Origin of the sequence: Crenalkalicoccus roseus (assembly GCF_004761865.1) — a bacterium.
Taxonomy (GTDB): domain Bacteria; phylum Pseudomonadota; class Alphaproteobacteria; order Acetobacterales; family Acetobacteraceae; genus Crenalkalicoccus; species Crenalkalicoccus roseus.
On the sequence record NZ_SJDM01000002.1, the window covers coordinates 352,180 to 378,325 of the forward strand.

22 protein-coding genes are annotated in these 26,146 nt (G+C 74.1%); 9 read left to right on the forward strand and 13 right to left on the reverse strand.

Annotated elements, in window-relative coordinates; translation table 11 throughout:
• Positions 1 to 49 precede the first annotated feature (49 nt).
• From ET526_RS03770 to ET526_RS03805, 8 genes are all read left to right on the forward strand, one after another.
• Positions 50 to 1,144, forward strand: coding sequence for an efflux RND transporter periplasmic adaptor subunit (locus ET526_RS03770; RefSeq protein ID WP_135466316.1), 1,095 nt, complete (start codon positions 50 to 52; stop codon positions 1,142 to 1,144).
• Entirely contained in the window at positions 1,141 to 4,260 is a 3,120-nt protein-coding gene (locus ET526_RS03775; RefSeq protein WP_135466317.1) for an efflux RND transporter permease subunit, read from the forward strand. Before ET526_RS03770 ends, ET526_RS03775 begins: the two co-directional genes overlap by 4 nt.
• A 116-nt stretch (positions 4,261 to 4,376) precedes the next feature.
• Positions 4,377 to 5,018 carry a cytochrome c3 family protein gene (locus tag ET526_RS03780; RefSeq protein WP_158295482.1) on the forward strand — a complete coding sequence of 214 codons (642 nt, stop codon included), beginning with the start codon at positions 4,377 to 4,379 and terminating at the stop codon, positions 5,016 to 5,018.
• A 1-nt stretch (position 5,019) separates the two neighbouring features.
• The gene (locus ET526_RS03785; protein ID WP_135466319.1) at positions 5,020 to 7,869 is read left to right on the forward strand and encodes a 4Fe-4S dicluster domain-containing protein; all 2,850 of its coding nucleotides are present in this window, start codon (positions 5,020 to 5,022) and stop codon (positions 7,867 to 7,869) included.
• Positions 7,866 to 9,182, forward strand: coding sequence for an NrfD/PsrC family molybdoenzyme membrane anchor subunit (gene nrfD, locus ET526_RS03790; protein WP_135466320.1), 1,317 nt, complete (start codon positions 7,866 to 7,868; stop codon positions 9,180 to 9,182). Before ET526_RS03785 ends, nrfD (ET526_RS03790) begins: the two co-directional genes overlap by 4 nt.
• On the forward strand, positions 9,179 to 9,721 hold the full coding sequence (locus tag ET526_RS03795) for a DUF3341 domain-containing protein (RefSeq protein ID WP_158295483.1): 543 nt from the start codon (positions 9,179 to 9,181) through the stop codon (positions 9,719 to 9,721). Before nrfD (ET526_RS03790) ends, ET526_RS03795 begins: the two co-directional genes overlap by 4 nt.
• Positions 9,718 to 10,143, forward strand: a complete 426-nt coding sequence (locus tag ET526_RS03800) for a c-type cytochrome (protein WP_135466322.1) — start codon at positions 9,718 to 9,720, stop codon at positions 10,141 to 10,143. The genes ET526_RS03795 and ET526_RS03800 overlap by 4 nt, the downstream gene beginning before the upstream one ends.
• Positions 10,140 to 11,171: a hypothetical protein gene (locus tag ET526_RS03805; RefSeq protein WP_135466323.1), complete on the forward strand. Its 1,032-nt coding sequence runs from the start codon at positions 10,140 to 10,142 to the stop codon at positions 11,169 to 11,171. Before ET526_RS03800 ends, ET526_RS03805 begins: the two co-directional genes overlap by 4 nt.
• Positions 11,172 to 11,295: 124 nt before the next feature.
• Here the strand turns inward: ET526_RS03805 and ET526_RS03810 are convergent, their stop codons facing one another.
• The 12 genes from ET526_RS03810 to ET526_RS03870 all read right to left on the reverse strand — a co-directional run bounded on the left by ET526_RS03810 (position 11,296) and on the right by ET526_RS03870 (position 23,350).
• The gene (locus ET526_RS03810; protein WP_135466324.1) at positions 11,296 to 11,754 is read right to left on the reverse strand and encodes a c-type cytochrome; all 459 of its coding nucleotides are present in this window, start codon (positions 11,752 to 11,754) and stop codon (positions 11,296 to 11,298) included.
• A gap of 11 nt (positions 11,755 to 11,765) precedes the next feature.
• On the reverse strand, positions 11,766 to 12,101 hold the full coding sequence (locus ET526_RS03815) for a hypothetical protein (protein WP_135466325.1): 336 nt from the start codon (positions 12,099 to 12,101) through the stop codon (positions 11,766 to 11,768).
• On the reverse strand, positions 12,098 to 14,614 hold the full coding sequence (locus tag ET526_RS03820; protein WP_204623469.1) for a cbb3-type cytochrome c oxidase subunit I: 2,517 nt from the start codon (positions 14,612 to 14,614) through the stop codon (positions 12,098 to 12,100). Before ET526_RS03820 ends, ET526_RS03815 begins: the two co-directional genes overlap by 4 nt.
• Complete coding sequence (locus tag ET526_RS03825; RefSeq protein ID WP_135466326.1) at positions 14,611 to 15,591, reverse strand: cytochrome c oxidase subunit II; 981 nt, start codon at positions 15,589 to 15,591, stop codon at positions 14,611 to 14,613. The genes ET526_RS03820 and ET526_RS03825 overlap by 4 nt, the downstream gene beginning before the upstream one ends.
• Positions 15,588 to 16,322 (reverse strand): cytochrome c oxidase assembly protein, encoded by a 735-nt coding sequence (locus ET526_RS03830; RefSeq protein ID WP_135466327.1) that lies wholly within the window; start codon positions 16,320 to 16,322, stop codon positions 15,588 to 15,590. The genes ET526_RS03825 and ET526_RS03830 overlap by 4 nt, the downstream gene beginning before the upstream one ends.
• Positions 16,323 to 16,396: 74 nt before the next feature.
• Positions 16,397 to 17,290 carry a formate/nitrite transporter family protein gene (locus tag ET526_RS03835; RefSeq protein WP_135466328.1) on the reverse strand — a complete coding sequence of 298 codons (894 nt, stop codon included), beginning with the start codon at positions 17,288 to 17,290 and terminating at the stop codon, positions 16,397 to 16,399.
• Positions 17,287 to 17,604, reverse strand: a complete 318-nt coding sequence (locus tag ET526_RS03840; protein ID WP_135466329.1) for a hypothetical protein — start codon at positions 17,602 to 17,604, stop codon at positions 17,287 to 17,289. Before ET526_RS03840 ends, ET526_RS03835 begins: the two co-directional genes overlap by 4 nt.
• Positions 17,601 to 18,545: an NrfD/PsrC family molybdoenzyme membrane anchor subunit gene (nrfD, locus tag ET526_RS03845; protein WP_135466330.1), complete on the reverse strand. Its 945-nt coding sequence runs from the start codon at positions 18,543 to 18,545 to the stop codon at positions 17,601 to 17,603. Before nrfD (ET526_RS03845) ends, ET526_RS03840 begins: the two co-directional genes overlap by 4 nt.
• Positions 18,542 to 19,447 (reverse strand): 4Fe-4S dicluster domain-containing protein, encoded by a 906-nt coding sequence (locus ET526_RS03850; RefSeq protein ID WP_135466331.1) that lies wholly within the window; start codon positions 19,445 to 19,447, stop codon positions 18,542 to 18,544. Before ET526_RS03850 ends, nrfD (ET526_RS03845) begins: the two co-directional genes overlap by 4 nt.
• Positions 19,447 to 22,650, reverse strand: a complete 3,204-nt coding sequence (fdh, locus tag ET526_RS03855; protein ID WP_158295484.1) for a formate dehydrogenase — start codon at positions 22,648 to 22,650, stop codon at positions 19,447 to 19,449. Before fdh ends, ET526_RS03850 begins: the two co-directional genes overlap by 1 nt.
• Positions 22,647 to 22,880 (reverse strand): hypothetical protein, encoded by a 234-nt coding sequence (locus tag ET526_RS03865; RefSeq protein ID WP_135466333.1) that lies wholly within the window; start codon positions 22,878 to 22,880, stop codon positions 22,647 to 22,649. The genes fdh and ET526_RS03865 overlap by 4 nt, the downstream gene beginning before the upstream one ends.
• Positions 22,881 to 22,948: 68 nt before the next feature.
• Positions 22,949 to 23,350 carry a hypothetical protein gene (locus ET526_RS03870; RefSeq protein WP_135466334.1) on the reverse strand — a complete coding sequence of 134 codons (402 nt, stop codon included), beginning with the start codon at positions 23,348 to 23,350 and terminating at the stop codon, positions 22,949 to 22,951.
• A gap of 344 nt (positions 23,351 to 23,694) precedes the next feature.
• Between ET526_RS03870 and ET526_RS03875 the strand changes: the two genes are divergently transcribed.
• The gene (locus ET526_RS03875) at positions 23,695 to 25,068 is read left to right on the forward strand and encodes an alpha-hydroxy acid oxidase (RefSeq protein ID WP_135466335.1); all 1,374 of its coding nucleotides are present in this window, start codon (positions 23,695 to 23,697) and stop codon (positions 25,066 to 25,068) included.
• Between the two features lie 30 nt (positions 25,069 to 25,098).
• Here ET526_RS03875 and ET526_RS03880 read toward each other — a convergent pair.
• Positions 25,099 to 26,051 (reverse strand): IS630 family transposase gene (locus ET526_RS03880; RefSeq protein ID WP_135466336.1). Its coding sequence is split into 2 segments (ribosomal slippage): positions 25,099 to 25,715 and positions 25,715 to 26,051, totalling 954 coding nucleotides; the frame shifts between segments, so codons are not numbered across the junction.
• Positions 26,052 to 26,146: the final 95 nt, after the last annotated feature.

A 26,146-nucleotide genomic window follows, 5' to 3' on the forward strand; every position in this document is an offset into this window, starting at 1 on the left:
GGCGGCCCCTTCCGCGGCGTCGTCGCCCGTTGAGGATCGGCAGGGCGGGATGGGGCGGATCAACACCAGGCTTCTGGTCTTTCTGGGCATTCTCCTGGCGGCCACGCTCTGGATCGGCAGCGGGGTCCTCTCGCGCCCGCCGCCCGCACCGCCGGTCCCGCACGAGCGCCGGCCGATGACGGTCGCCGCGAGCTGGAGCGAGGCGGTGCCGGTCGAGCGGATCCTCACCCTCTACGGGGATGTGGTGCCGAACCAGGTGGTGGTGGTCCGCGCGCAGACCGCCGGCCAGATCGAGGCGGTGGCCACCCGGCTCGGGGCGGAGGTGGCGCCGGGCGAGGTGCTGGCGCAGATCGCCCTCGGCGACCGCGAGGCGCGGCTGCGCCAGGCCGAGGCGCGGGTCGCGACCGCCGAGCGGGACTGGCGCGCGGCGCGCCAGCTCGCCGAGCAGGGGGTCGGAACCCGCGCCCGGGAGGAGGCCACGCTGGCCGAGTTCGAGGCCGCGCGCTCCCAGCTCGCCTCCATCCGCCACGAGATCGACAACACGACCGTGCGCGCGCCGATCCTCGGCGTGGTCAACCGCCTGCTCGCCGAGGCGGGGGACTATGTCGGCGTCGGCGGCGAGGTGGCGGAGATCGTGGACAACCACCCGCTCCGCGCGGTGGTGCAGGTGCCCCAGCACGCCATCGGCCGCGTCCGGGCGGGCGGCCCCGCCCGGGTGAGCCTGATCGGCCGCGAGCCCGTCCCCGGCACGGTCCGCTTCGTCGCGCCGCTCGCCGACGCCGCCACGCGCACCTTCCGCGTCGAGGTGGAGGTGCCGAACCCGGACCGGACGCTGCCCTCGGGCGTCAGCGCCGAGGTGGTGATCCCGACCGAGACGGTGCCGGCGCACCGCCTCTCCCCCGCCCTGGTCAGCCTCGACGCGCGGGGCGTGCCGGGCGTCCATGCCGTGGACGAGGAGGGCATCGTGGTCTTCCACCCGCTGCAGCTCGTCCGCGCCGAGGCGGACGCGATCTGGGTGGCCGGGATGCCGGAGCGGATGCGGGTGATCACGGCGCGCCAGGGCTTCGTCACGCCCGGGCAGCGCGTGGAGGTGCGCGAGACCCCGCCCGGCTACTTCGTCCCCGCCGGGGAGCCTTCGCGGTGAGGACGCTGATCGGGGCCGCCTTCTCCCGGCCGCGCACCGTGCTCCTCCTGCTGGTCCTGATCCTCACCGCCGGCGCCCTCTCCTACATCCGCATTCCGAAGGAGGCGGCGCCGGAGATCGACATCCCGATCTTCAATGTCAGCGTGCTCTATCCCGGCATCTCCGCCGAGGACAGCGCCCGGCTGCTGGTGCGGCCCCTGGAGCGCCAGCTCCAGGGCATGCAGGGGCTGCGCCTGATGACGGCGCGGGCGGGCGAGGGCTTCGCCACCCTGACCCTGGAATTCGCCCCCGGCGCCGACCACCAGCGCGCCCTGACCGACGTGCGCGACCGGGTGGACATCGGCCGGGCCGAGCTGCCGCCGGGCGCCGACCCGCCGCTGGTGACCGAGGTGGATCTGGCGCTGTTCCCGATCGTCACCGTCACCCTCTCCGGCCCCGTCTCCGAGCGGGCCCTGCTGGGCACCGCCCGCGCCCTGCGCGACCGGCTGGAGGCGCTGCCCGGCGTGCTCGAGGTGGACATCGCGGGGGAGCGCGAGGACCTGATGGAGATCCTGGTGGATCCCGTCGCGGTCGAATCCTACCGCATCTCCTACGAGGAGGTGATGCAGGCGGTGGAGCGCAACAACCGCCTGATCGCCGCCGGCGCCTTCGACACCGGCGCCGGGCGCATACCCGTCTCCATCCCCGGCGTGATCGAGGGGCCGGAGGACGTGCTGAACATGCCCGTGCGGGTGACGAACGGCACGGTCGTGCGCCTCGGCGATGTCGCCACCGTCCGCCAGGCCTTCCGCGATCCCCAGGGCTTTGCCCGCGTGGACGGCGAGCCGGCCCTGGCGCTCGAGGTGCGGCGTGCGAGCGGCGCCAATGTCATCGCCACCGTCGCCGCCGTCCGCGCGGCGGTGGAGGAGGAGCGGGCCGGCTGGCCGCCGGAGATCTCGGTCCGCTTCCTGCAGGACCAGGCACAGGACATCGCCTCGCTGCTCGGCGACCTCGAGAACAACGTCATCGCCGCGGTCGTGCTGGTGATGCTGACGGTGGTGCTGGCGCTCGGGGTGCGCGCGTCGTTCCTGGTCGCGGTGGCGATTCCGGGCGCCTTCCTGGCCGGGATCCTGACCATCCACGCGGCCGGCCTGACGCTGAACATCGTGGTCCTGTTCGCCCTGATCCTGGTGATCGGCATGCTGGTGGACGGGGCGATCGTGGTGGTGGAGCAGGCCTTCCGCCACATCGGCGCCGGCATGGGGCGGCGGGAGGCCTTCCTGCGTGCCGCGACGCGCATGGCCTGGCCTGTCACCGCCTCGACCGCCACCACGCTCGCGGTGTTCGTCCCGCTGCTGTTCTGGCCGGGCACGGCGGGGCAGTTCATGCTCTATCTGCCGGTGACGGTGCTGGTCACCCTCACCGCATCGCTGCTGATGGCGCTCGTCTTCGTGCCCGTGCTGGGCGCCGCCCTGGCCGGCGGGCGGCAGGGCCCCGCCGCGGCGGCGGGAGAGGCGGCGGAGGAGCCGCCGGGCCGCCTCGCGCGGCGCTACCGCCGGGTCCTGCGCCGCCTCGTCGCGCGGCCGGGATGGACCCTCGCCGGCGCGGCGGGGCTGCTGCTCGGGGGCGTCGCGGCCTATGCCGCGCTCGGGCGCGGCGTGGACTTCTTCCCGGCGGTGGAGCCGGACTTCCTGCAGGTCCAGGTGCAGACCCGCGGCAACCTCTCGGTGCGGGAGGCGGACGCGCTGATGCGGCTGGTGGAGGAGAGGCTGCTCGGCGTGCCGGAGGTGGCCTCGGCCTATGCGCGCACCATCGGCTCCGTCCAGGCGCGGCTGCAGGCCAACCTGCCCGAGGACGCCATCGGCACCATCCGCCTCGATCTCGTGGACTGGCGCCTGCGCGAGCCCGCCTCGCGCCTGGTGGAGCGGCTGCGCGAGCGGGTCGCGGATCTCCCCGGCCTGCTCGTCCAGTTCCGCGAGCAGGAGCGCGGCCCCTCGGCCGGGCGGCCGATCGAGATCGAGGTGGCCTCGCGCGAGACGGCGCGCATCGCGCCGGCGGTCGAGCGGATCCGCGCCCTGATGGACGGGATCGGCGGCTTCGCCGACGTCTCCGACGACCGCCCCCTGCCGGGGATCGAGCTGCGCCTCGGCATAGACCGCGAGGAGGCGGCGCGGTACGGGGCGGACATCGCCACCCTCGGCTCCGCCGTGCTGCTCCTGACCGAGGGCGTGCTGCTCGGCCGCTACCGGCCCGACTTCACCGACGAGGAGGTGGAGATCCGGCTGCGCTTCCCGCCCGCGGCGCGCACCCTCGGCCAGCTCGGCAACCTTCGCGTCTCCACGGCGCGCGGGCTGGTGCCGATTGCCAATTTCGTCTCCTTCGAGCCGGCGCCCGGCACCGGCGTCATACGCCGCGTCAACGGGCGGAGGGTGCACACCATCTCGGCCGACGCGGCGCCCGGGCATCTGGTGAGCGCGCAGATCGAGGCCCTGCGCTCCGCCATCGCGGAGGCCGGCCTGGATCCCGGGGTGGAGGTGGTGTTCCGGGGCCAGGCCGAGGACCAGGCGGAGGCCGGCAGCTTCCTGGTGGCGGCCTTCGCCACCGCGGTCGCCCTGATGTTCCTCATCCTGGTGACGCAGTTCAACAGCCTCTTCCAGGCGCTGCTGGTGCTGAGCGCGATCGTCTTCTCGACGGCGGGCATCCTGCTCGGCCTGATGATCCGCCAGGAGCCCTTCGGCGTCGTCATGAGCGGCATCGGCGCGGTGGCGCTCGCCGGCATCGTGGTGAACAACAACATTGTGCTGATCGACGCCTACAACGAGTACCGGGGGCGCGGCCTGCCGCCCCGTGAGGCCGCGGTGCTGGCGGGCACCCAGCGCTTCCGGCCCGTCCTGCTGACGGCGGTGACCACCATCGTCGGCCTGATGCCGATGGTGCTCGGGCTCACGGTGGACTTCGTCGGCCGGGACATCCATGTCGGCGCGCCCTCGACGCAGTACTGGGTCCAGCTTGCGACGGCGATCGCCGGCGGCCTGGCGGTGGCGACCCCGATCACGCTGCTCCTCACGCCGGCCCTGCTGGCCTGGCGCGATGGCGGCCGGCGCCGCCCCGGGCGGGGGGAGCGCGGCGGCGCCTGAAGCGTCCGGCACGGGAGCCGCCCGCGCGGCGGGAACCTTTGCCGCATCCGCGGCTTCACATGGCTGCCCGTTCCGGCTTGCATCGGCCGGACCTCGCCTCGCCTGCCGGGACGCCCATGCCGCAGATCTTCTCCCCCCAGGCCGACAGCACCCTGAGGCTTGCCGTGGCGCTCGGCCTGCTGGCGCTGGTCGCCGCCCTGGTGCTGGCGTGGAGCCTCGCGCGCTCGGACCGTGCCTGGGGGGTGCGCCAGCCGCTCGCGCAGCCGATCCCCTTCAGCCACGCGCTGCACGCCGGCGGCCTCGGCATGGATTGCCGCTACTGCCACTCCACGGTGGAGCGCGCCGCCGGCGCGGGGATGCCGACGGCCGAGCTCTGCCTCGGCTGCCACGAGCAGGTCTGGGCCGGCGCCGCGGTGCTGGCGCCGCTGCGCAGTGCGATCGAGCTCGACATCCCGATCGCCTGGCGCTCGCTGCACCGCCTGCCGGACCATGCGCGCTTCCATCACGCGGTGCACGTGCAGAACGGCGTCGGCTGCGAGACCTGCCACGGCGCGGTCTGGGCGATGCCGCAGACGGTGAAGGTGGAGCCGATGTCCATGGGCTGGTGCCTCGACTGCCACCGCAACCCCGAACCCGCGCTGCGCCCGCGCGAGGCGGTGTTCGACCGCGGCTGGGCGGGCGCCGCGCCCGGCGGCCTTGCCGAGCATGTCGGCCTCACCGCCGGCAGCATCACCGACTGCTACACCTGCCACCGCTGACATGCGCGAGGACCCGCCCCGCCCCTGGCGCGCGCTGCACGCCCTGCCCGAGCCGCCGCAGCCGAGCGCCATCCCCGCCCCGGACCGCCGCGCCGTGCTGCGCGGCGCCGCCGCCTCCCTCGCGCTGGCCGCGGCGGCGGGGTGCGACGCGCCGGACAATTTCGGCCAGCCGCTCTACTCGCGCCCGCGCGGCGTGGCGCGGGAAGTGTCCTGGTTCGCCACCGCGCTGGAGCTGGAGGGGCTGGGGCGCGGCGTGCTGGTGCGCAACCAGGCGGGGCACGCGGTGAAGGTGGAGGGCAACCCGGCGCATCCGGCGAGCCTCGGCGCCACCGACACCTACATGCAGGCCGCCATCCTCTCGCTGCACGACCCCTATCGCTCCCGCCATGCGCGGGAGGGCGGCCGGCCGCGCCCGCCCCTGGCGGCGGAGGCGGCGCTGGCCGAGGCGCGGGAGGCGCTGGCGGCAAGGGGTGGGGCGGGGCTGCGCATCCTCACCGGCCTCGTCGCCTCCCCCACCCTGGCGCGGCTGATCGGCGAGGTGCTGGACGCCTTCCCCGGCGCGGCCTGGCACCAGTACGGCCCGCTCGCCGACGACGGCGCCCTCGCCGGGGCGCGGCTGGCCTTCGGCGCGCCGGTGGCCGTGCTGCCGGACCTCTCCCGCGCGCGCGCCATCCTCTCCCTCGGCGGCGGGGTGCTGGAAGAGGGGCCGGCCCAGCTCCGCCTGGCGCGGGACTGGGCGGCGGCGCGGGAGGCGGGGCGGCGGGCCGGCCATCTGCCGAGCCTGCTGGTGGCGGAGGCGACGCCGAGCCTCACCGGCGCCAAGGCCGACCGCCGCCTGGTGCTGCGGCCGCAGGAGATCGAGCCCTTCGCCCGCGCCGTGGCGGCCGCCCTCGGGGTGCCGCTTGCCGCCCCGGCCGCGGCGGCGCATCCGGACGCCCCGCGCATCGCCGCCGCGCTGCGCCGCGCCGGGCCGGAGGCGGTGGTGCTCGCCGGGCGCGGCCAGCCGGCGGCGGTGCACGCGCTGGCGCATGCGATGAACGTCGCGCTCGATGCGCCGGGCACCACGCTGCGCTACGCGGACTCTCCCTATGCGCGGCCGGAGGAGGCCGGCGCCTCGCTCCGCGCCCTGGCCGAGGCGATGGCGGCGGGGGAGGTGACGCATCTCCTGGTGCTGGACGCCAACCCCGTCCACACCGCCCCACCGGAGCTCGGCCTGCCGGGGCTGATCCGCCGCCTGCCCTTCTCGCTGCATGCCGGCCTCTATCTCGACGAGACCGGCCTTGCCTGCCGCTGGCACCTGCCGCTGCGCCATCCCTTCGAGGCCTGGGGCGACAGCCGCGCCTTCGACGGCACGGCGACGATCCGCCAGCCCGCCACCGTGCCGCTGGTAGAGGCGGCACGCGGCGCCGAGGAGATCCTCGCCGCGCTGCTCGGGCGCCGCCAGGAGGGGGCGACGGGCCTGGGCGAGGCGCTGGTGCGCGAGACCTGGCGCGCCGCCTGGCAGGAGGCGGAGTTCGAGGCGCGGTGGCGAGCTGCGCTGGAAGAGGGCGTGGTGGAGGGCACCGCCCTGCGCGACCGCCCGGCGCGGCTGCGCGAGGGCTGGGACCCCGGCCCTGCCCCCGCGCCGCCGGCCGGAACGCTGGCTGCGCTCTTCGCCCCCGATCCCGGGCTGTGGGACGGCGCCATGGCGGAGAATGCCTGGCTCCAGGAACTGCCCAGGCCTCTGACCAGGCTCGCCTGGGGGAATGCCGCGCTGCTCGCCCCCTCGACCGCCGAGGCGCTCGGCCTCGCCCCGGGCGACGAGGTGGAGCTGGAGCTGCGCGGCCGCCGCCTCGCCCTGCCGGCCTGGCCCATGCCCGGCCACGCGCCGGACACGGTGACGCTGCCGCTCGGCCACGGGCGCCCGACCGCCGGGCTGGAAGGGGGCGGTGGCTTCGACGCCTATCGCCTGCGCCCCGCCGACGCGCCCTGGACGGCGCATGGCCTCGTGCTGCGGCGCACTGGCGGGCGGCGCATGCCGATCGCCACCGACCACCACCACGAGATCCGCGGCGAGGAGATCATCCGCACCGTCGCCCCGGGCGAGGAATTGCCGCCGCACAGGCCCGGCCCCTCCTTCTACCCGCCCTGGCCCTATCCCGGCCATGCCTGGGGCATGGCGATCGACCTCGATTCCTGCATCGGCTGCAACGCCTGCGTCGTCGCCTGCCAGGCGGAGAACAACATCCCCGTGGTCGGCCCCGAGGAGGTGGCGCGCGGGCGGGAAATGCACTGGCTGCGCGTGGAGCGCTACTTCATCGGCGCGCCGGAGAACCCGGACACCGCCTTCCAGCCCGTGCCCTGCATGCATTGCGAGAAGGCGCCCTGCGAGGTGGTCTGCCCGGTCAACGCCACGGTGCACGACGCGGAGGGGCTGAACACCATGATCTACCCCCGCTGCATCGGCACCCGCACCTGCTCCAACAACTGCCCCTACAAGGTGCGCCGCTTCAACTGGTTCGACTACGCCCGCGGCGGGGACGGGGTGCGGGTGGCGAACCCGGAGGTGCCGCTGCGCATCCGCGGCGTGATCGAGAAGTGCACCTACTGCGTCCAGCGCATCGGCGCGGCGCGCGCCCAGGCGCGGGCGGAGGGGCGGGAGCGGCTGCGCGACGGCGAGGTGGTGACCGCCTGCGCCCAGGCCTGCCCGACCCAGGCCATCCTGTTCGGCGACATCAACGACCCGGAGAGCGCGGTGGCGCGGGCGAAGCGGGAGGGGCGGAACTACGCGCTGCTCGGCGAGCTCGACGTCCGGCCGCGCACCACCTACCTCGCCCGCGTCGCCCAGGCGCCGGAGGGGCCCGCGGCATGAGCGGCGCGCAGGGCGGCATCGACACCCGGCGCATCGCCGACGTCGCGCTGGCGCCGCGCTTCGGACGGGGCTTCCTGGCCGCGCTGGCCGCCGCCGCGCTCGGCGTGCTGCTGCTGTGCTACGCGGTGGTGGTGCTGCTCGTGGTCGGCCTCGGGGTGTGGGGCACCAACGTGCCCTTCGTCTGGGGCTTCGACCTGATCAACTACGTCTGGTGGATCGGCATCGCCAACGCGGCGAGCCTGTTCGCCGCCGTGCTGGTGATCCGCCGCCACGGGCTGCGCACCGCGGTCAACCGCTTCGCCGAGGCGGCGGCGCTGGCCGCGGTGCTCGCCGCGGCGCTCTACCCGATCCTGCATCTCGGGCGGCCCTGGCTGTTCTGGTGGGTCTTCCCCTATCCCGCCACCTACGAGGTCTGGCCGCAATTCCGCAGCGCGCTGATCTGGGACTTCTGGGGCATCATGTCCCATGTCGTCGTCACCTCGCTGTTCTGGTATGTCGGGCTGATCCCCGACCTCGCCACGCTGCGCGACCGGGCGCGGCGGGAGTGGCAGCGGCGGGTCTACGGCCTGTTCGCGCTGGGCTGGCGCGGCTCGGTGCAGCACTGGGCGCGGCACCAGGCGGCCTACCGGCTGGTGGCGGCGCTGGTGCTGCCGCTGCTGCTGGCGGCGCAGACCATCGTGGCGCTGGAGTTCGCCGTCACCCTGGTGCCGGACTGGCACCAGGCGCGGCTGCCGGTGCATGTGGTCGGCACCGGCATCCCCTCCGGCCTCGGCGTGGTGCTGGTGCTGGCGGTGCTGCTGCGCGCCACGCTCGGCCTCGAGCGCTACATAGACGATGCCGACATGGACCTGCTGGGCCGGCTCTTCGCCGCCTCGGCCCTGGCCTGCGCGCTGATCTACGCCGGCGAGATCGTCACCGCGCTGCTCGAGAACCCGCGCACGCGCGAGGCCTTCCTCTCCCGCGCCTTCGGCGACTACGCGCCGCTCTACTGGGGCGCGGCGGTGCTCACCACGCTGCTGCCGCAGCTTCTCTGGTGGCGGAGGCTGCGCCACATCCCGCTGGTGACGGTGCCGCTCGGCCTCGGCGCCGCCGCCGGGGTGTGGCTCGACCGCTTCTCCCTGGTCGCGGGCGGGCTGGTGCGCGACCACCTGCCGCGCATCGGCCCGCTTTACGCGCCGACCGCGGCGGAATGGATCCTGCTGATCGGCACCCTCGGCCTGTTCGTCCTGGCGCTGCTGCTGTTCGCCCGCTTCGTGCCGGTGATCTCCATGTTCGAGACGCGGCACGAGGAAAGCGAGCGGGAGGCGCCATGAGCGCGGCGCCCCCGATCTGCGGCGTCATCGCCGAGTTCGACCGCGCGGAGCCGATGATCGGGGCGCTGCGCGCGGCGCGCGCGGCGGGCTGGCCCGATCTCGACGCCTACAGCCCCTATCCGGTGCCCGACGCCGCCAAGATCCTGGGCGCGCACGGCGCGCCGGTGGGCTGGATCGCGGTCGGGGTCGGGCTGTTCGGCGCGGCGCTGCAATTCGGCGTGCAGGTCTGGCTCAACGTGTTCGACTATCCTCTGAACGTCGGCGGGCGCCCGCTCTTCGCCTGGCCGCTCTTCCTGCCCTCGGCGATGATCGTCGGCATCCTGTGGGGCGCGGTGGCGGCGCTGGTCGGGATGCTGGCGCTGAACCGCCTGCCGCGCCTGCACCACCCGGTCTTCGCCGCCCCCGGCTTCGAGCGCGCCAGCCAGGACCGCTTCTTCGTCTGCCTGTTCACCGGCCGGCCGGGATTCGGGCCGGAGGCGGCGGCGGCGCTGCTGCGCGACCATCGGCCGCTGCGCATCGCCGAGGTGCCGCGCGCATGACCGCCCGCCGCGCCGTGCTGCCGCTGCTGCTGCTGCTCGCCGCCTGCGACTGGTGGGAGACGCTGCCGCCACCACCGCCGCAGCCCCTGCCGCCCGGGGCGGTGGCGCGCGGGGAGGGGGCGCGGCTCGCCGCGCTGGCCCCGCCGGGGCCCGAGGTGGACGCGGCGCTGCTCCGCCTCGGCGCCGAGCGCTACGCCATCTTCTGCGCCCCCTGCCACGGCCCCTCGGGGATGGGGGACGGCCCCGTGGTGGCGCGCGGCTTCCCGCGCCCGGCGCCGCTGCCGGCGGAGGCGGAGCGCAGCATGGCGGCGATCGCCGGCAACCTCGCCGGCAGCCACCCCTTCGACGACCGCATCCCGCCGCGCGAGCGCTGGGCCATCGCCCGCCATGTCGAGGCGCTGCGAGGGGAGGGCGGGCGGTGAGCCGCCTCGCCGCCGCGCTGGCCACGTTCGGCCTCGGCGCGCTGGTGGCGCTGCTCGGCAGCCCGGCGCTGCTGGAGGCGTGGCTGCTCGGCTTCGTGCTGGTGGCGGGCATCTCGGCCGGGGCGCTTGGGATGCTGATGCTCGGCCATCTGCTGCACAGCAAGGGGCTGCCGGCGGTGCGGCCGACGCTCGAGGCGCTGGCCGGCGCGGTGCCGGTGGCGGCGCTGCTGGCGCTGCCGGTGCTGCTCGGCGTGGAGCACCTCTACCCCTGGGCGGGAGACGGTGCGGGCTGGCTCGCGGTGCCGCCCTGGCGGGAGGCTTGGTTCCAGCCGGGGCTGTTCCGCCTCCGCACGCTGCTCGCGCTGGCGCTCTGGGCCGTGCTCGCCTGGTGGATGGCGCGGCCGGGCATCCACCCCTGGAGGGCCGCCATCGGGCTGATCCTGCTGGTGCCGAGCAGCGCGCTGGCGGCGCAGGACTGGGTGATGTCGCGCGACCCCACCTGGTACGGCAGCCTGCAGGGCGTTGCCTTCATCGTGCAGCAGGGCGCGGCGGCGATGGCGCTGGCGCTGCTGCTGATGGTGGCGCGCCGCGGCCTGCCGGAGGAGGAGCGCGCGCGGGGGCTGGAGCGAACGCTGCTGACGCTGGCCGTCGCCACGCTGTGGCTGTGGTTCGTGCAGTTCGTCGTCGCCTACGCCGCCGACCTGCCGGAGGAGGCGCATTGGTATCTGCGCCGCATGGATGGCTGGGGCTGGTTCAAGCTCGGCTTCGTCGTGCCGGCGCTGGTGCTGGCCATCGTGTTCGGCGGCCCGCCGGAATGGCGGCCCTGGCGCGTCGCGGTGGTCTCGGCGCTGGTGCTCGCGGCGCAGGTCGGGCACATGCTGTGGCTGCTGCGGCCGGACGCGCCGGGCATTCCGCCGCCACCTTGGCTGGACGCGCTGGTGCTGCCAGTGATCGGCGTGGCCTGGACGATGTGGTGGCTGCCGGCGCTGCGTCGCGCCCGGCTGGCGGGGCGGCTGCGCCCGGCGTGAGGCCGCGGCACGGCCCATCCTGGCGGAATCGTGCCGGAGCGGCGGCCACCTGCCGCGCGCAGCCCGCGCCCGGCGGGATCGTGCCCCGCCGCCCCGGCGGTTGCCCCGGCCGGGCGCGGTCCGCTCAGGGCGGCGCCGGCGGCGGCCCGGCGATGCGGCCCGGCCCGGCGGCACGGTGCGGCTGCACGCCGGGGGGATAGACCGTCGCCCTGCGCGCGCCGAGCGTGTAGAGATAGGCCGCCATATCGCGCGCCTCCTGCTCGGTGAGGCCGAGATTCGGCATGGCGGTGGCCGGGGTGATGGCCGGCGGATCGCGCAGCCAGGCGATCAGGTTGGCCGGCCGGTTCGGCAGCACACCGGCGACGTAGCCGCGCAGCGCATAGTCGTCGAGCGGCGGCCCCACCATCGCCCGCGCCTGGCGCACGCCGGGGATGCGGTGGCAGGCGCCGCAGCCGTGCTCGCGCATCAGCGCCTGGCCGCGCGCCGGGTCGGCACCGGGCACCGCGAGATGGGACGGGGGCTCGCCCTCACCGAGGCAGCCGCCGAGCAACAGCAGCGGAAGCAGGCGCAGCAGCGGCCGCATCGGCACCTCCCTCAGCCGCCGCCGATCTGCACCGGCAGCCCGACGCAGGCGGCGGTGAGCAGCGTCGGCAGCCCGACCATGGCCGTGGCGACGGCGAAGAGCGCGGTCATGCCGATGCCGACGCGGCCGCGGAACCCGTCGCTCCATCCCCAGATCCAGCCGCAGGCCGCGATGGCGCCGATGAAGGCCAGGGTCAGCAGCGCCACCACGGCCTCGATCAGCGGCAGGCCGAGAAGGGTCGCGTCCTGCCAGCGCCACAGGCAGGCGAGCGAGACGAAGATGTAGACCGCCAGGAAGTGGATGGCCCAGAGCACGGCCGGGCCAAGGAGGGCGAGGGCGGCGCTCATCGCGCGAACAGCCAGGGCGCGAGGTGCACCAGCGGGAAGCCGACGATCCACAGCAGGACCGCGTAGGACCAGAAGCGGGTGGCGATGCGCACGGCGAGGTGGCGCTGCGGCGCGAAGTCGCCCCGCCGCGCCCGGAGCGCCACCATGCCGGCCATGGTCATGCCGACCGCGACGTGGAAGCCCTGGTAGAGCACGGTGAAGTGCGACAGCGCGTCGCGCGCGTGCCGCTCGGGCGGGCCGAGGCCTGCGGCGACCGAGGCCTGCATCGCCAGGAAGACGGCGCCGGCGCCGACCGCGATCCAGCAGGCGCGGGCGAGGCGCCCGCGGTCGCCCCGGCGGATCGCCGCCTCGCCCCACCACACGGCGGCGAGGGCGGCAAGCAGCGGCGCCCAGGCGAGCGCCGGCAGCAGCAGGGAGGGCGGCGCCGCGACGGCGGGCGGCCACTGCGCCGCATAGCCCCAGAGGAAGAAGAAGGCGAAGACCAGGGAGGCGTAGAGCGCCGCATCGGCGGCCAGCGTCAGCCACAGCGCGGTCCATCCCGGCGCCTGGTGATGGCCGCGGTCGAGCGGCAGGCGCAGCTCGGCGGTGGCGCGCACCGTCGGCGGGTGGGCCGCGTCCGGATCCGGCCACATCCAGATCACCACGGCGATCCAGGCGGCGATGCCGCCCAGCACCGCCAGCGGATAGACCTGCGTCAGCACGCCGAGGAACAGCACCGCGAAGCAGGCGGCGGTGATGATCGGGATCCAGGTGGGTCCGGGCAGGGCGGACGCCATTTCCGGCCGCGCCTCCACCTCGGAGGTGATGGCGATCAGGCGCTGGCCGCCCTGCGGATCGGCGAGGTAGCCCTCGCCCCGCCCGATGGCGGCGGCGAGCCCCGGCTGCTGCCACAGCGGGTAGCGCTCCGTCACCTGCGGGATGGCGCGGAAATTGTACACCGGCGGCGGGGTGCGCCACCATTCCAGCGTGCCGGCCTGCCAGGGGTCGTCGGGCGGCCGCGCCGCGCCGCGGCGCAGCGTGGCGAGCAGGCTTCCGAGGAAGAGAAGGGCGCCGAGCGCGAACATCGCCGCGCCGATCGAGGCGAGCAGGTTGGTCCACTCCCAGCCGAGCCCGGCCGGGTAGGTGTAGACGCGCCGCGGCATGCCGGCGAGGCCGGTGTGGTGGAGCGGGAAGAAGGTGAGGTTGAAGCCGATGAAGAGCAGCCAGAAGGACCACTTGCCGGCGCGTTCGCTCGGCTGTCGCCCGACCGCCGCCGGCCACCAGTGGTGCAGCGCGCCGAGGAGGGGGAACACCGCGGCGCCGACCAGCACGTAATGCAGGTGCGCCACCACGAACTGGGTGTCGTGCGCGATCAGGTTGAAGGGCACCAGCGCCACCATCACGCCGGTCAGGCCGCCGAGGGTGAAGATGAACAGGAAGCCGCCGCAGGCGAAGAGCAGCGGGGTGCGGAACACCGGCCGGCCCGAGCCGATGGTGGCGATCGCCGAGAACACCTGAATGCCGGAGGGGATCGCGACCAGCGTGCTCGCCGCGGCGAAGAAGGCGAGCGAGAGCTGGGGGATGCCCACCGCGTACATGTGGTGCACCCAGAGCCCCATGGAGAGGAAGGCGGTGCCGAGCGCGGCCGCCACTACCCAGGCGTAGCCGAAGGTCGGCACGCGGCAGTGCACGGAGAGGTACATCGCCAAAAGCCCGAGCGCCGGGAGCTGGATGATGTACACCTCCGGATGGCCGAACAGCCAGAACAGGTGCTGCCACAGCACCGGATCGCCGCCGCGCGTCGCGTCGAAGAACGGCCAGTTGAAGGCGCGCTCCAGCTCGAACAGGATCGAGCCCAGGATCAGCGGCGGGAAGCCGAGCAGGATCATCCCCGCCGTCGCCAGGACGAACCAGGAGAACAGCGGCATGCGCGCGAGCGACATGCCCGGCGCGCGGGTGCGCAGGATGGCGGTGATGATCTCGACCGCGAAGGCGACGCCGGCGATCTCGGCGAAGGTGATGCCGATCAGCCAGAAGTCTATGTTCGGCCCGGGCGAGTAGTGGCGGCTGGAGAAGGGCGGGTAGATGAACCAGCCTCCGTCCGGCGCCATGCCGAGCAGCAGGGAGGAGACCAGGATGGTGGCGCCGAACAGGAAGCACCAGTAGGAGAAGGCGCCGAGGCGCGGGAAGGGCAGGTCGCGCGTGCCCTGCATCAGCGGTATCAGCCAGGTCGCCGCGCCCTGCAGCACCGGCACGGCGAACAGGAACATCATCATCGTGCCGTGCATGGTGAAGATCTGGTTGTAGGCGTCCGGCCCGATCAGGTCGTTCTCCGGCACGGCGAGCTGGGCGCGGATCAGCAGGGCAAGGAGGCCCGCGATCAGGAAGAACAGCATCGCCGTGCCGACGAAGCGCCGCCCCATCGGCCGGTGGTTCACCGCCGAGAGCGAGCGCCAGCCGGGCGGCGAGGACCAGGCCCGGGCGAGCTCCTCCTCCTCGCCGCGCTGCCCCGAGGGAGGGCGCGCCGCCGTCACCGCAGCCCCTCCAGATAGGAGACGAGGTCGTGCAGCTCCGGCCCCGAGAGCTGGTTGAAGGACGGCATGTTGGCCCCCGGCTTGATCTGCTGCGTCGCCGCGATCCAGCCCGCGAGCGATCCGCGCGTGTTGGGCAGCATCCCCGCCCCGATCGTGGGGCGGGAGGCGAGGCGGGTCAGGTCCGGCGCCACCCGGCCCTCCGCCCCGTGGCCGCGCACGGCGTGGCAGGAGCCGCAGCCGTGCTGGAGGAACAGCGCATGGCCGCGCCGCGCCTCCTCGGTCGCCGGAGGCGGGGCGGGGCCGGCCTCGCGCCGCAGCCACGCCTCGAACTCCTCCGCCGGCATGGCGTGGACGGTGAAGGCCATGTTGGCGTGCTGCAGGCCGCAGAACTCGAAACAGGCGCCGCGGAACTCGCCCGGCCGCTCGGCGAGGACGCGGGCGGAGTTGATGCGGCCCGGGATCATGTCCACCTTGCCCGCCAGCGCCGGGATCCAGAAGCTGTGGATGACGTCCTCGGTGGCGAGGTTGAAGCGGACCGGGCGGCCCACCGGGATGCGGATCTCGTTGGCGGCGACCACCGGCGGGCCGCCCTCCGGGTGCGGGTAGCGCACCTCCCACCAGAATTGCCAGGCGACGACATCGATCACGAAATCGCCCGGCCGGTGGTGCGCATAGGGCCATTCGATGCGCAGGCTGGAGACCAGGAACACCGGCAGCACCACTGCCGGCAGCGCCACGCCGCAGCCGCCGATGAGGAGCAGCCGCCAGCGGCGGCCGCCGCGCCAGCGCGCGGCGAACAGCGCGTGCAGCATCGTTGCCGTCACCAGCACCATCACGCCGGCCGAGACCCAGACCGTCAGCAGCCAGAGGTCCAGCGTCTCCCGCGCGTTCACGCCGCGCGGGTCGAGCCAGGATTGCGCCCCCTCGCAGCCGGCGAGCGCCAGCGCCGCCGGGGCGGCGAGCCATGCGCCCCTCATGCCCTGCCCGAGGCGGGAGCGAGAAGGCGCAGCAGGCCGCCCAGGCCGGCCAGCAGGAAGGCCAGGCTGCCCGGCACCCACATCAGCAGCCCGCCGAGCTGCTGGTCCTGCAGGGGCGTCAGCCCGAAGGGCAGGGTGGTGGCGAGGTGGCTGGCGTAGAGCGGCACCGGCGCGAAGACCAGCACCGCGCCGAGCAGCCCCATCTGCGCCGAGGCCATGGCGCCGAGCGCCCAGGCGCCCGGCCCGGCGCCCTCCCGCAGCAGCGCCCGCCACAGCGCCAGCGCGGCGCCGAGCAGGGAGAGGTGCGACAGCCAGTAGATCAGCCCGTCGCGCAGCGCCGCGTCATAGGGGCCAGGCAGGTGCCACAGCCAGAACAGTGCGGTGAAGCCTGCCGCGGCGAGGCTGCCCGGCACCTGCCAGCCGCCCCGCGGCAGGCCGAGCGCGAGCAGCGGCGCCGCGACCAGCGCCAGCAGCATGTGCTGGCCCGCGCGCGCGCCGAACAGCGCGACGGCCAGCGCGCAAAGCGGCGAGGCGAAGGCGAGCGCGACAACCAGCCAGCCGGCGCCGAAGGCGGCGCGCCGCGACGCGGGCAGGCGGCGCCCCGCCCACAGCCCCGCCGCGCCTGCCAGGGCGATGCCAAGCAGCAGAAGCGGATCGAAGGTCCAGCGGCTCCACAGCTCCGCCGGCAGGGGAGGCGGACCGCAGTAGGCGAGAGATGGAATCGAGGGCATCCCCGGCGGACTTCCCCCTGCAGGCGTGAGGTTGAGGCGCCAACGGCGCGGCTGCGCAGCGGTTCCGCGCCGCCCTATCCCGGCCCCGCGTCGCGCGGCCGCAGATAGGCGAACCAGTATCCCGCACCGACCAGGAACCCGCCGATCACATTGCCGATCGTCGCCGCGGCGAGGTTGTTCGCGAAGCCCGCCAGGGTGAGCGCGGGAAAGTCCGCCGGCGCCAGCCCCGCCTCGGCCCAGAAGCCGGGCGCGGCCAGCGCCTTCACTGCCAGCCCCATCGGGATCAGCGACATGTTGGCCACCGAATGCTCGAGGCCGAGCGCGACGAAGGCGGCGATCGGCGGCACGATCACCAGCACCTTGTCGGCCGCGCTACGCGCCCCGAAGGCGAGCCAGACCGCGAGGCAGACCAGCATGTTCGCCAGCACCCCGCTCGCCAGCGCCGTGCCGAAGCCGAGGGACGCCTTCTCCTCCGCCATGCGCAGTGCCGCGGCGCCGACCGCGCCCTCCCCCGCCTCGTGCACGCCGGCGAGGAAGGCGAGGGCGACGACCGCGAGCGAACCGGCGAAGTTCATCACCCAGGCGATGCCGAGCGCGTGCAGCACCGGGGAAAAGCCCGCGCGTTCCTCCGCCCAGGCGACCACCAGCAGCGTGTTGCCGGTGAACAGCTCGGCCCCGCCTACCAGAACCAGGATCAGCCCCAGCGAGAAGACGAGTCCGGCCAGCACCTGCGCCACGCCGAAGGGCAGCGCCTGCTCCGCGCCGGCCAGGGCCACGGTGGCGAACAGCCCCCCGAAGGCGATGTAGGCGCCGGCCAGCGTGGCGAGCACCAGCAGCACCGGAAGGTCGAGCCCGGCCTTGCTCTCGCCCTTCCTCGCCGTCTTCTCGGCGATCTCGGGCGGCGCGTGGACGTCGGGGCTCGGATCCGGCCGGCCGGCCGCGCGCGCCTGGGTGCCGGTGTCGCTCATGCCGCATCGCCGCAGGCGGCGAGGGCGGCGCGGGCGCGCTTCAGCAGGTCCTTGCGGAAGCCCTCGGTCGGGACCGCACCCGACCAGGTCAGGCTGAGCGTCGCGTTCACGCAGGCGAGGCGGGAGGCGAGGCCGGGATCCTCCGCCCCCTCGCGGTGCCGCGCCACCAGGTAGTCGCGCAGCGCCACGGCGCGGCGCATCGCCTCCATCGCCTCGTCCACCGTGCAGGGCGGCGCCTCGGCGATCAGCCGGTCGAGCGCGGCGAGCGCCGCCGCGCGCAGCGCCGCCTCCTCGGCGTGCAGGCTGCCGCTCATCGCCGCCGCCGCGGATCGGCGTGGCGGAACGCATCCTCCGGCCGGCAGGCACTCTCGTTGCCCGCCTGCAGCACGCCGTGGCGCAGCGCCGCGCCGCCGAGGATCAGGGCGAGGGAGGCGAGCTCCGGCAGCAGGCCGGAACGGCGGCCCGAGACGGCGTGCGCGAGCAGGGGCAGCGCCATCCCGCCGGCCTTGGCGCCCTGCAGCAGCGGCGCCGCCCGGCCGCGCTGCGCCGCGTGCCCGACGCCCGCCTCGCGCCAGCGCCGCTCGGCGAGCAGCGAGGCGGCGAGCTCGCCCGCGGCGGCGAGGGCGGCCAGCCGCTCCAGCCGCCGCGCGCTGCCCACCTCGCCGGCGCGGCGCTGCGCCAGGGCGAGGGCGGAGGCGGCGCCGGCCATGGAGGCGGCGCCGAACTGCGCCGCCAGCGGCCCCGGCGCCGCGGCCCAGAGCGGCGTGCTGGTCGCGGAGAGCAGCGAGGCGGTGTAGACGCTCATCCCCGCCCCCGCCGCCGCGGCCGGCAGCTGCGCCGCATCCGCGACGCGCCGCGCGAGGCGCGAGCGGTGGCCGAACAGCGCGCCGAGCGCGGTCAGCGCGCTCAGCCCCCCGAAGGCGGTGAGCAGCCAGGAGCCGAGCGACATCGGCGAGGTCGGCCGCACGATGCGCAGCATGTTGTACCAGCGCGACGGCGTCTTCAGGTGCTGGATCAGCACCAGCGGTCCGACGACGCTGCCGGCGAGCGCGACCAGCCGCGCGCGGCGCACCAGGCCCCGCGCCCGCCGCCCGCCGGCGCGACGGGCGACGGCCGCGATCACCTGCGCCGAGCCGGCCATGCCGAGCAGGGCGATGTAGGCGGAAACCTTCCAGTCGAAGCTGCTGGCCTTGGTGACGGGCCGGCCGTGATAGGTCTCGCCGCTCCAGCCCTCCGGGCGCGTCGCCTCGTTCATCGCCGCCCCACCCCGATCAGCAGCGCTGCCGCGGCGAGGCCGGCCACGGCGGCGAGCCCGGACAGGATTGAGGGCAGCGCGCGAGGGGCCGGGCGCGAGGGCGCCGGCGGCAGGTTGTAGGCCTCCGGCCGCTCGATCAGCAGGAAGAAGGCGTTGAGGCGCCCGATGCCGCCGGTCGCGCGGGGCGTGCCCGGGGCGCCGTAGAGGTAGGCCGCGGGCTGGCCCTGCGCGTGCAACCGCGCCACGCGGGCCTTCGCCCCCTCGAGCAGCTCCTCCACCGGGCCGAACCGGATGGAGTCGGTGGGGCAGGATTTGGCGCAGGCCGGTTCCAGCCCGCCCTTCAGCCGGTCGTAGCAGAGGGTGCATTTGTGCGCCTTGCCGTCCTCGACCGAGAGTTCCACCACCCCGAAGGGGCAGGCGGGCACGCAGTAGCCGCAGCCGTTGCAGATGTCCTGCTGCACGACCACGCTCTCGAACTCGGTGCGGAAGAGCGCGCCGGTGGGGCAGGCCTCCAGGCAGGGCGCCGGATCGCAGTGCTTGCACACATCCGACATCATCAGCCAGTGGGACTGGTAGGGCGGCATGGTGGTGGCGCGCCTGCCATCCTTGCCGATCTTCTCGTTGAAGGTGACGTGGCGCCAAGTGTGGGCGCCGAGATGGCCGGTGTTGTCGTAGCTGTGGCCGGTCAGGCCCAGATGGTCGGCGGGGAGCTGGTTCCACTCCTTGCATGCCACCTCGCAGGCCTTGCAGCCGATGCAGAGCGTGGTGTCGGTGAAGAAGCCGTAGGCGCGGCCAGGCTCGACGCGCCGGCCGGTGGTGATCTCGGCCTCCTGCGGGATCGGGCCCCGAGGGTCGCGATCCGCGTAATCGAGTGCCCGCCTGTGCGCCAGGCCGCCTTCCATCACCGCGCCTCCCTCGCCACGCCGGCGCCGCCCGCCCGGCGCAGCCTGCCGGGGCGGAGGGCGCAGGTCAGCGCCTTGTTCTCGTGCATGCCCGTGTTCGGGTCGCCCACCACGGCGGTGAGCACGTTGGCGACATCGCCGGTGGCATAGCCGACCCAGCCGAAATGCCAGGGCAGGGCGATCTGGTGCACCATGCGCCCGTCCAGCCGCCAGGGGCGCAGCCGGTCGGTCACCAGGGCGCGGGTCTCGATCGCGCCGCGGGGGGTGGAGATCACCACCCAGTCCGTGCTGCGGATGCCGAGCGCGCGCGCGAGCTCGGTCGGGATCTCGGCGAAGCCCTCCGGCTGCAGCTCGGCCGTGGTGGGGACGAGGCGGGTCGGCGTGCCGCCCGAATGGTGCTCGGTCAGGCGGAAGGTGGTCAGCACATGCGGCCACCGCGGATCCCCGGTGCCGTGCACCGGGTTGTCGGCGTGCTCCCACCGCTTGGCGGCGGGGCTGATGGACTGGCCATAGAGCGGGTTGGCGACCGGGCTCTCCACCGGTTCGTAATGCGCTGGCAGCGGCCCGTCCTTGAGGCCGGAGGGAACGAACAGGCCGGCGACGCCGTCCGGGATCATGATGAAGGGCTGGCGGCCGGAGATGGCGTCCATGCCCGCGGGCTTCCGCGACCAGTCGGGCTCGTAGTCCGGGCGCTTGTCCTTGGGGAAGTCGATCTGGTCCGGGCTTGCCCATTCCTGCTTCGCCTCGTCCCACCAGACCAGCCTCTTGCGCTCCGACCACGGCCTGCCCTCCGGGTCGGCGGAGGCGCGGTTGTTCAGGGTGCGGCGGTTGGAGGGCCAGGCGAAGCCCCAGCCGAGATGCGTCCCCGGCCCTTCCGGCCCGTCGGGCCTGCGGGCGCGCGAGCGGTTCTCCCCGGGCTTCGGGAAGACGCCGCTGTAGATCCAGCAGCCGCAGGCGGTGGAGCCGTCCTCCTTCAGCGCCTCGAAGTCGGGGAGGAGCGTGCGGTCGGGCCAGGTGTAGCCGTTGATCTCCTGCAGGATCGCCTCGGCATCCGGCTCGCCCTCGTCGTCCACCGGATACTCCCAGGTCAGGGCACGGATGGCACGGTCCTCCTCGCGCTCGCTGGCGGCGTAGAGGTCCTTCAGGCGGCGCCCCAGGTGATAGACGAACCAGTGCTCGGAGCGGCTGTCGCCAGGCGGCGGCACCACCTTGTCGTGCCACTGCAGCAGGCGGTGCGTGTTGGTGAAGCTGCCCGCCTTCTCGCCGGAGAGGGCGGCGGGCATCAGGAACACCTCGGTGCGGATGTCCTCCGGCCGCATTCCGCCCGAGCGCACCAGGTGGCCGTCGCGCCAGAAGCTCGCCGTGTCGGTCTCGGCGAAGTCGCGCACCACCATCCAGTCGAGGTCGGCGAGGCCACGCTGCACCAGCAGCGAATTGCTGCTGCCGACCACCGGGTTCTGCCCCATCACGAACAGGCCGCGGATGATGCGGTTGCGCATCGCGACCGTCAGCGGCAGCTGCGAATGGTCGCCGACGATGCGCGGCACCCAGTCGAAGCCCCAGCCATTCTCCGGCGCCGCCGCCTCCCCGTACCAGGCGCGGAGCAGGCTGACGGCGTATTTCGGGAAATTGCGCCACCAGCCGGTAGGGCTGGTCTCGGCGTCGAGGTAGCTCTCCAGCGTGCTGTGCGGCTTGAAGGCGTGGGGCTGCGGCAGGTAGCCGGGCAGCATGTCGTAGAGCGTCGGGATGTCCGTGCTGCCCTGGATGCTGGTGTGGCCGCGCAGCGCCAGCATGCCCCCGCCCGGCCGCCCGACATTGCCGAGCAGCGCCTGCAGGATGGCGCCGGAGCGGATGATCTGCACGCCGGTGCTGTGGTGGTTCCATCCCACCGCGTAGCAGATGGCGGTGGTGCGCTCGCGGCCCGAATTGCGCGCGAGCGCCTCGCAGACCTTGAGGAACACCTCGCGCGGGCAGCCGGTGACGCGCTCCACCATCTCCGGCGTGTAGCGGGCGAAGTGGCGCTTCATCACCTGGTAGACGCAGCGCGGGTGCTGCAGGGTCGGGTCCCTGGGCGGCGGCCCCTCGTGCAGCCGCTTCGTCGCCTCGCAGAAGCCTTCGGTGTCCACATAGGATTCGGCGAGGGCGGAGGGCATCGTCACCCCCTCGTACTGCCAGCTCTCCGGGCTGTACTTCCGCGACTCCTCCTGCCAACCCGAGAACAGCCCGTCGCCATCCTCCGCGTCCCGGTAGTCCTCGCCGAGGATGGTGGCGATGTTGGTGTAGGGGATCGCCCATTCGCGGAACCAGAGGTCGTGCTCGAGCACGTGCCGGATGATACCGCCGAGGAAGGCCACGTCCGTGCCCGCGCGGATCGGCGCGTAGATGTCCGCCATGGCGCTGGTGCGGGTGAAGCGCGGGTCTGCGTGGATGATGGTGGCGCCGCGCGCCTTCGCCTGCAGGACGAAGCGGAAGGCGATCGGGTGGTTCTCCGCCATGTTGGACCCCATCACCAGGACGCAGTCCGAGTTGGCGAGGTCCCACTGCGGCATGGTCGCCGCGCCCCGGCCGAAGGTGGCGCCCAGACTGGGCACCGAATTGTTGTGTCAGACCCTTGCCTGGTTCTCGACGAACACCATGCCGAGGCCGCCGGAGAACAGCTTCTTGATCAGGTAGTTCTCCTCGTTGTCGAGCGTCGCCCCGCCCATGGAAGCGATGCCGAGCGTATGGTTCAGCGGCGTCCCGTCCGGCAGGTCCTTCACGAAGGTCTCGTCGCGCGTGCGCCTCACGAGATGGGCGATGCGGTCCATCGCCCAGTCGAGCGTCACCTCGCGCCATGCGGTCGCGCCGGGGACGCGGTGCAGGCAGCGGTCGAGGCGCATCGGGCTCGTCATCAGCCCGAAGGTCGCGGCGCCCTTGGGGCAGAGCGTGCCCTGGTTCACCGGGCTGCGCGGGTCGCCCTCGACATGGATCGGCCTGCCGTCCCTGGCGTAGATGAGCTGCGCGCAGCCCACCGCGCAGTAGGGGCAGATGGAGGTGCCGACGCGGTCCGCCTCCTCCAGCCGCGGCCGCAGGGTGCGCGAGATCGCCGCCTCCGCCGCCTCGCGCCGGTGGTCGGCGCCGCGCAACTGCCGTGGCACCGACCATTCCCGGGCGAATTCGGCGGCGCGCTCGGCGAGGCCGCGGCGGGGCGGTTGACGGCTCATGCGCCTCTCCCTGGTTCCTCCAGCAGGACCACGTCGCGGGCGATGCCCGCGATCAGGTCCTTGCCCTCCTCGTAGCGGATCCGGACTCGTCGATGCTTGAGCGCAGGCAGGTCCTGCGGCTCGAGCGCCGCGCCATGGTGCAGCAGGAAGAGCAGGCCGCGCCCATTCTCGGCCTGCAGCCGGAACCGGCCCTCCTGCACCACGGTGATCCTGCCTGTGGCCTGCCGCACCCTCGGCGATCCTTGCGGGGGGATGACCCTGCCGCAACGTGCCGCTGCGCCGAGGGTTGCGCGGTGCCTCAGACTGCGGCCGGCCGGGGCTCGTTGCGGCGCCCCGAAGGGTGGCGGCGCATGCGGTCGGCGTGCAGCGCCTCCGGCGGCGCGCCATCCTCGATCTCTTCGCGCCGCTGCAACTCGCGGTTCACACGCTTCAGCGCCTTGGCCAGCACCTGCTTCTTGAGGCTGGTCCCGGTGTTGTCGCGGGCCGGAGAGGCGCCCCGCGCCTCCGCCTTGCCGCGCATCTCCCGCCGCTGCTGCCGCGAGATGTCGCGCGCGCGGTCGCGGAGTTCGCGCAGGCGCCGCGCCGCGGCGAGGAGATCCTGGCGGGAGAGGGCGCAGATCGCGGGATAGTGGGTCGGCTCCACCGCCTCAAGCTCCGCCTGCGAGAGAAGGCGGCGCTCCGCACGCATCGTCATGTTCATCCGGTCTGCTCCTGCCTTGGGTCGGATCACGGAGGGACGCGGGCGATCCGGGATGGTTGCACGAGTGGCGGCACCCCGGAAGCCCGGCGGGGCCGGAGGCCGGCCCCTCGTCGCGCGGCGGAGTCACCGCTCCGGCGACTCCGCCGCCGCGCATCGGGCGCTAGCATGCCAGGCGCGGCGCGGGAAAGGCCATGGCGCGCTCCGCGCGCCGGCGGGTTTGCCTCCTGCCCTCGGCGATGCATCATCCCCTCGGCGGCGAGGCCTGAGGGTGCGGAAGGAAGGAGGCGGGGCATGTCCCCCTGTTCCCCGCATCCTGCGGCACGGGCGAGAATGAGGGGCGGAGCATGGGGGCCAAGCGCGGCGAGGGCAGTTGGGGTGCGATGGGGGCGGCCGAGACGCCGGCCGGCCGGTTGCGCAGGCGCTTTCCGACCTATGGCGATCTCGACCGCCGGGCACGGCGGCGCATCGCCCGCTTCGCCTATGACTTCGTCGCGGGCGGCGTGGGAGACGGCGCGCCCAACGTGGCGCACAACCGCGCCGCCATGGACGCGGTGCGGATCGTGCCGCGCTACGCGCGCGACGTGTCCGCAGTATCCACTGCGACGCGGCTGTTCGGGCGGGACTACGCCATGCCGCTCGGCGTCGCGCCGATGGGCAATGTCGGCATGGTCTGGCCGGAGGCGGATGCCATCCTCGCCGCCGCGGCGCAGCAGGCCCGCATCCCCTATGTCAGCTCCACCGTGGCCAATGTGGGCATGGAGCGGCTGGCGGCGATCGCGCCCGACGTGTTCTGGTTCCAGCTCTACGGGCTGCCGGCGGACGCCCACGCCATCTCGGTGGACCTGATCCGGCGGGCCGAGGCGGTCGGGGCGCATGCGCTGGTGCTCACCCTCGACGTGCCGATGCGCCAGAAGCGCGTGCACGACATCCGCAACGGCCTGGTGGTGCCCTTCCGCTACCGCCCGCGCACGCTGCGCGACATCGCGCTCGCGCCGTTCTGGGCGCTGGAGATGCTGCGCCGCGGCCAGCCGCGCTTCGAGAACATGCGGAAATACGTGGGCGAGGAGGCCGGCGTGGGCGAACTGGCCGGCTTCGTGCACCGACACATGACCACCGGGGTCACCTGGGACGACATCGCCCGGTTCCGCGACCTCTGGCCGCGCGCGCTGGTGCTGAAGGGGCTGCAGCATCCGGAGGACGCGGAGCGCGCGGCGGCCCTGGGGGTGGACGGCGTATGGGTCTCCAACCATGGCGGGCGGCAGTTCGACGCGGCGCCCGCCTCCATAGACACCGTGCCGGCCATCGCCGCGGCCCTCGGCGGCCGGGCGAAGGTGCTCTACGACGGCTCCGTCCGCTCCGGCCTGGACGTGTTCCGCGCCCTGGCTGTCGGCGCCGACTTCGCCTTCGCCGGTCGCGCCTTCCTGCTCGCCGTCGCGGCGCTGGGCAGGGAGGGGGGCGCGCACGCCACCGCGGCCTTCATGGAAGAGCTGCGCACCACCTTCGCCCAGGCCGGCGCGCGCAGCGTGGAGGAGGCGGCCCGCTGCTGCGTGCTGCACCCGAACGCCGTCCGCTTCGAGCGCGAGGAAGGCAACGCGATGCCGCAGGAGGCGCCGCGGCTGCGCGTCCTCGACCCCGGCGAGGGCAGATCCCATTCGGGTGGGCTTGCCCGGACGGGCGAAGATGCTCGCACGATCAACGAGCCGGAGCGTTTGCCCTGAGCCAGGGCAGACGGAGGATGCTCTAGACCTCTATTGCCCTGACTGTGCATAGCCGCAGTGTTGGAAGTAGGCGGCGCATTTGCTGGGACTGGAGCGGTCGAGGAGGCTGCCGATGGTATCCCAGAGGGTGGCGACAGTCCTGGCGGCGGCGGAGCGCAGAAGGCGCTTGAGCTTGCTGAAAGCGAGTTCGATCGGGTTCAGGTCGGGACTGTAGGGCGGCAGGTAGAGCAGCCGCGCGCCCTGCGCCTGGATGGCCTCGCGCACGCCCTCGACCTTGTGGCTGCCGAGGTTGTCCATGATGACGATATCGCCCGTGCCGAGCGTCGGCGCGAGCATCTGCTCGACATAGGCGCGGAAGGCGCGACCGTTGATGGCACCTTCCAGAACGAGCGGCGCGACGGGTCCGCTGGTGCGCAGGCCACAGAGGAAGGTGGTCGTGTGCCAATGGCCGTGCGGCACGGCGGCGAGCAGGCGTTGCCCGCGGAGCGCCCGGCCATGGGTGCGGGCCATGTTCGTCGTCGCCCAGGTCTCGTCGAGGAACACCAGGCGGGCCGGGTCCAGACGGGGAGCAGCCTTAGTCCAGGCGCGGCGGGCCTCGGCTATGTCGGGGCGGTCCTGCTCGGCCGCGCGGAGCCGCTTTTTTTGAGCGTCAGCCCGAGCCGGGTGAGCACCTTCCACATCACCTGATGGCTGACCCGCGCCCCATGCTCGGTCTCGGCCCAGGCCCGCAACTCGGCCACCGTCGCATCTGACGTGGCCCTCATGCGGAGTGCCGAAAGCATCGGTGCCAGCCGAAGCGGCACCTGGTTGCACTGGGGCCGTGCCTCGCGTTCACCCGTCTCGCGCAGCCGCACCCGCACCTTCACGACATAGGACGGACTGACCGAGAGCCGCTCGGCCACCTCGCGGATCGGCTCGCCGTCTGCCGCCAGAACCCGATCCCGCAGGTCCTGCCCGTAGGCCTGCCCCCGACGCCACGCCATCGCAGCCTCCAGCCCAAGCTGGACACCTACGAATCACACCACGCCGCGCCGCAGCTAATCACAAGCCGATTCCAGCCAGAGCTACTCGGGCCTAG

Bases quoted from the DNA above. Each gene is read 5' to 3' on its own strand.
- ET526_RS03770 (WP_135466316.1), top strand. From the start codon at position 50: ATGGGGCGGATCAACACCAGGCTTCTGGTCTTTCTGGGCATTCTCCTG.
- ET526_RS03780 (WP_158295482.1), top strand. From the start codon at position 4,377: ATGCCGCAGATCTTCTCCCCCCAGGCCGACAGCACCCTGAGGCTTGCC.
- ET526_RS03785 (WP_135466319.1), top strand. From the start codon at position 5,020: ATGCGCGAGGACCCGCCCCGCCCCTGGCGCGCGCTGCACGCCCTGCCC.
- nrfD (WP_135466320.1), top strand. From the start codon at position 7,866: ATGAGCGGCGCGCAGGGCGGCATCGACACCCGGCGCATCGCCGACGTC.
- ET526_RS03795 (WP_158295483.1), top strand. From the start codon at position 9,179: ATGAGCGCGGCGCCCCCGATCTGCGGCGTCATCGCCGAGTTCGACCGC.
- ET526_RS03800 (WP_135466322.1), top strand. From the start codon at position 9,718: ATGACCGCCCGCCGCGCCGTGCTGCCGCTGCTGCTGCTGCTCGCCGCC.
- ET526_RS03810 (WP_135466324.1), bottom strand. From the start codon at position 11,754: ATGCGGCCGCTGCTGCGCCTGCTTCCGCTGCTGTTGCTCGGCGGCTGC.
- ET526_RS03815 (WP_135466325.1), bottom strand. From the start codon at position 12,101: ATGAGCGCCGCCCTCGCCCTCCTTGGCCCGGCCGTGCTCTGGGCCATC.
- ET526_RS03825 (WP_135466326.1), bottom strand. From the start codon at position 15,591: ATGAGGGGCGCATGGCTCGCCGCCCCGGCGGCGCTGGCGCTCGCCGGC.
- ET526_RS03830 (WP_135466327.1), bottom strand. From the start codon at position 16,322: ATGCCCTCGATTCCATCTCTCGCCTACTGCGGTCCGCCTCCCCTGCCG.
- ET526_RS03835 (WP_135466328.1), bottom strand. From the start codon at position 17,290: ATGAGCGACACCGGCACCCAGGCGCGCGCGGCCGGCCGGCCGGATCCG.
- ET526_RS03840 (WP_135466329.1), bottom strand. From the start codon at position 17,604: ATGAGCGGCAGCCTGCACGCCGAGGAGGCGGCGCTGCGCGCGGCGGCG.
- nrfD (WP_135466330.1), bottom strand. From the start codon at position 18,545: ATGAACGAGGCGACGCGCCCGGAGGGCTGGAGCGGCGAGACCTATCAC.
- ET526_RS03850 (WP_135466331.1), bottom strand. From the start codon at position 19,447: ATGGAAGGCGGCCTGGCGCACAGGCGGGCACTCGATTACGCGGATCGC.
- ET526_RS03870 (WP_135466334.1), bottom strand. From the start codon at position 23,350: ATGAACATGACGATGCGTGCGGAGCGCCGCCTTCTCTCGCAGGCGGAG.
- ET526_RS03875 (WP_135466335.1), top strand. From the start codon at position 23,695: ATGGGGGCCAAGCGCGGCGAGGGCAGTTGGGGTGCGATGGGGGCGGCC.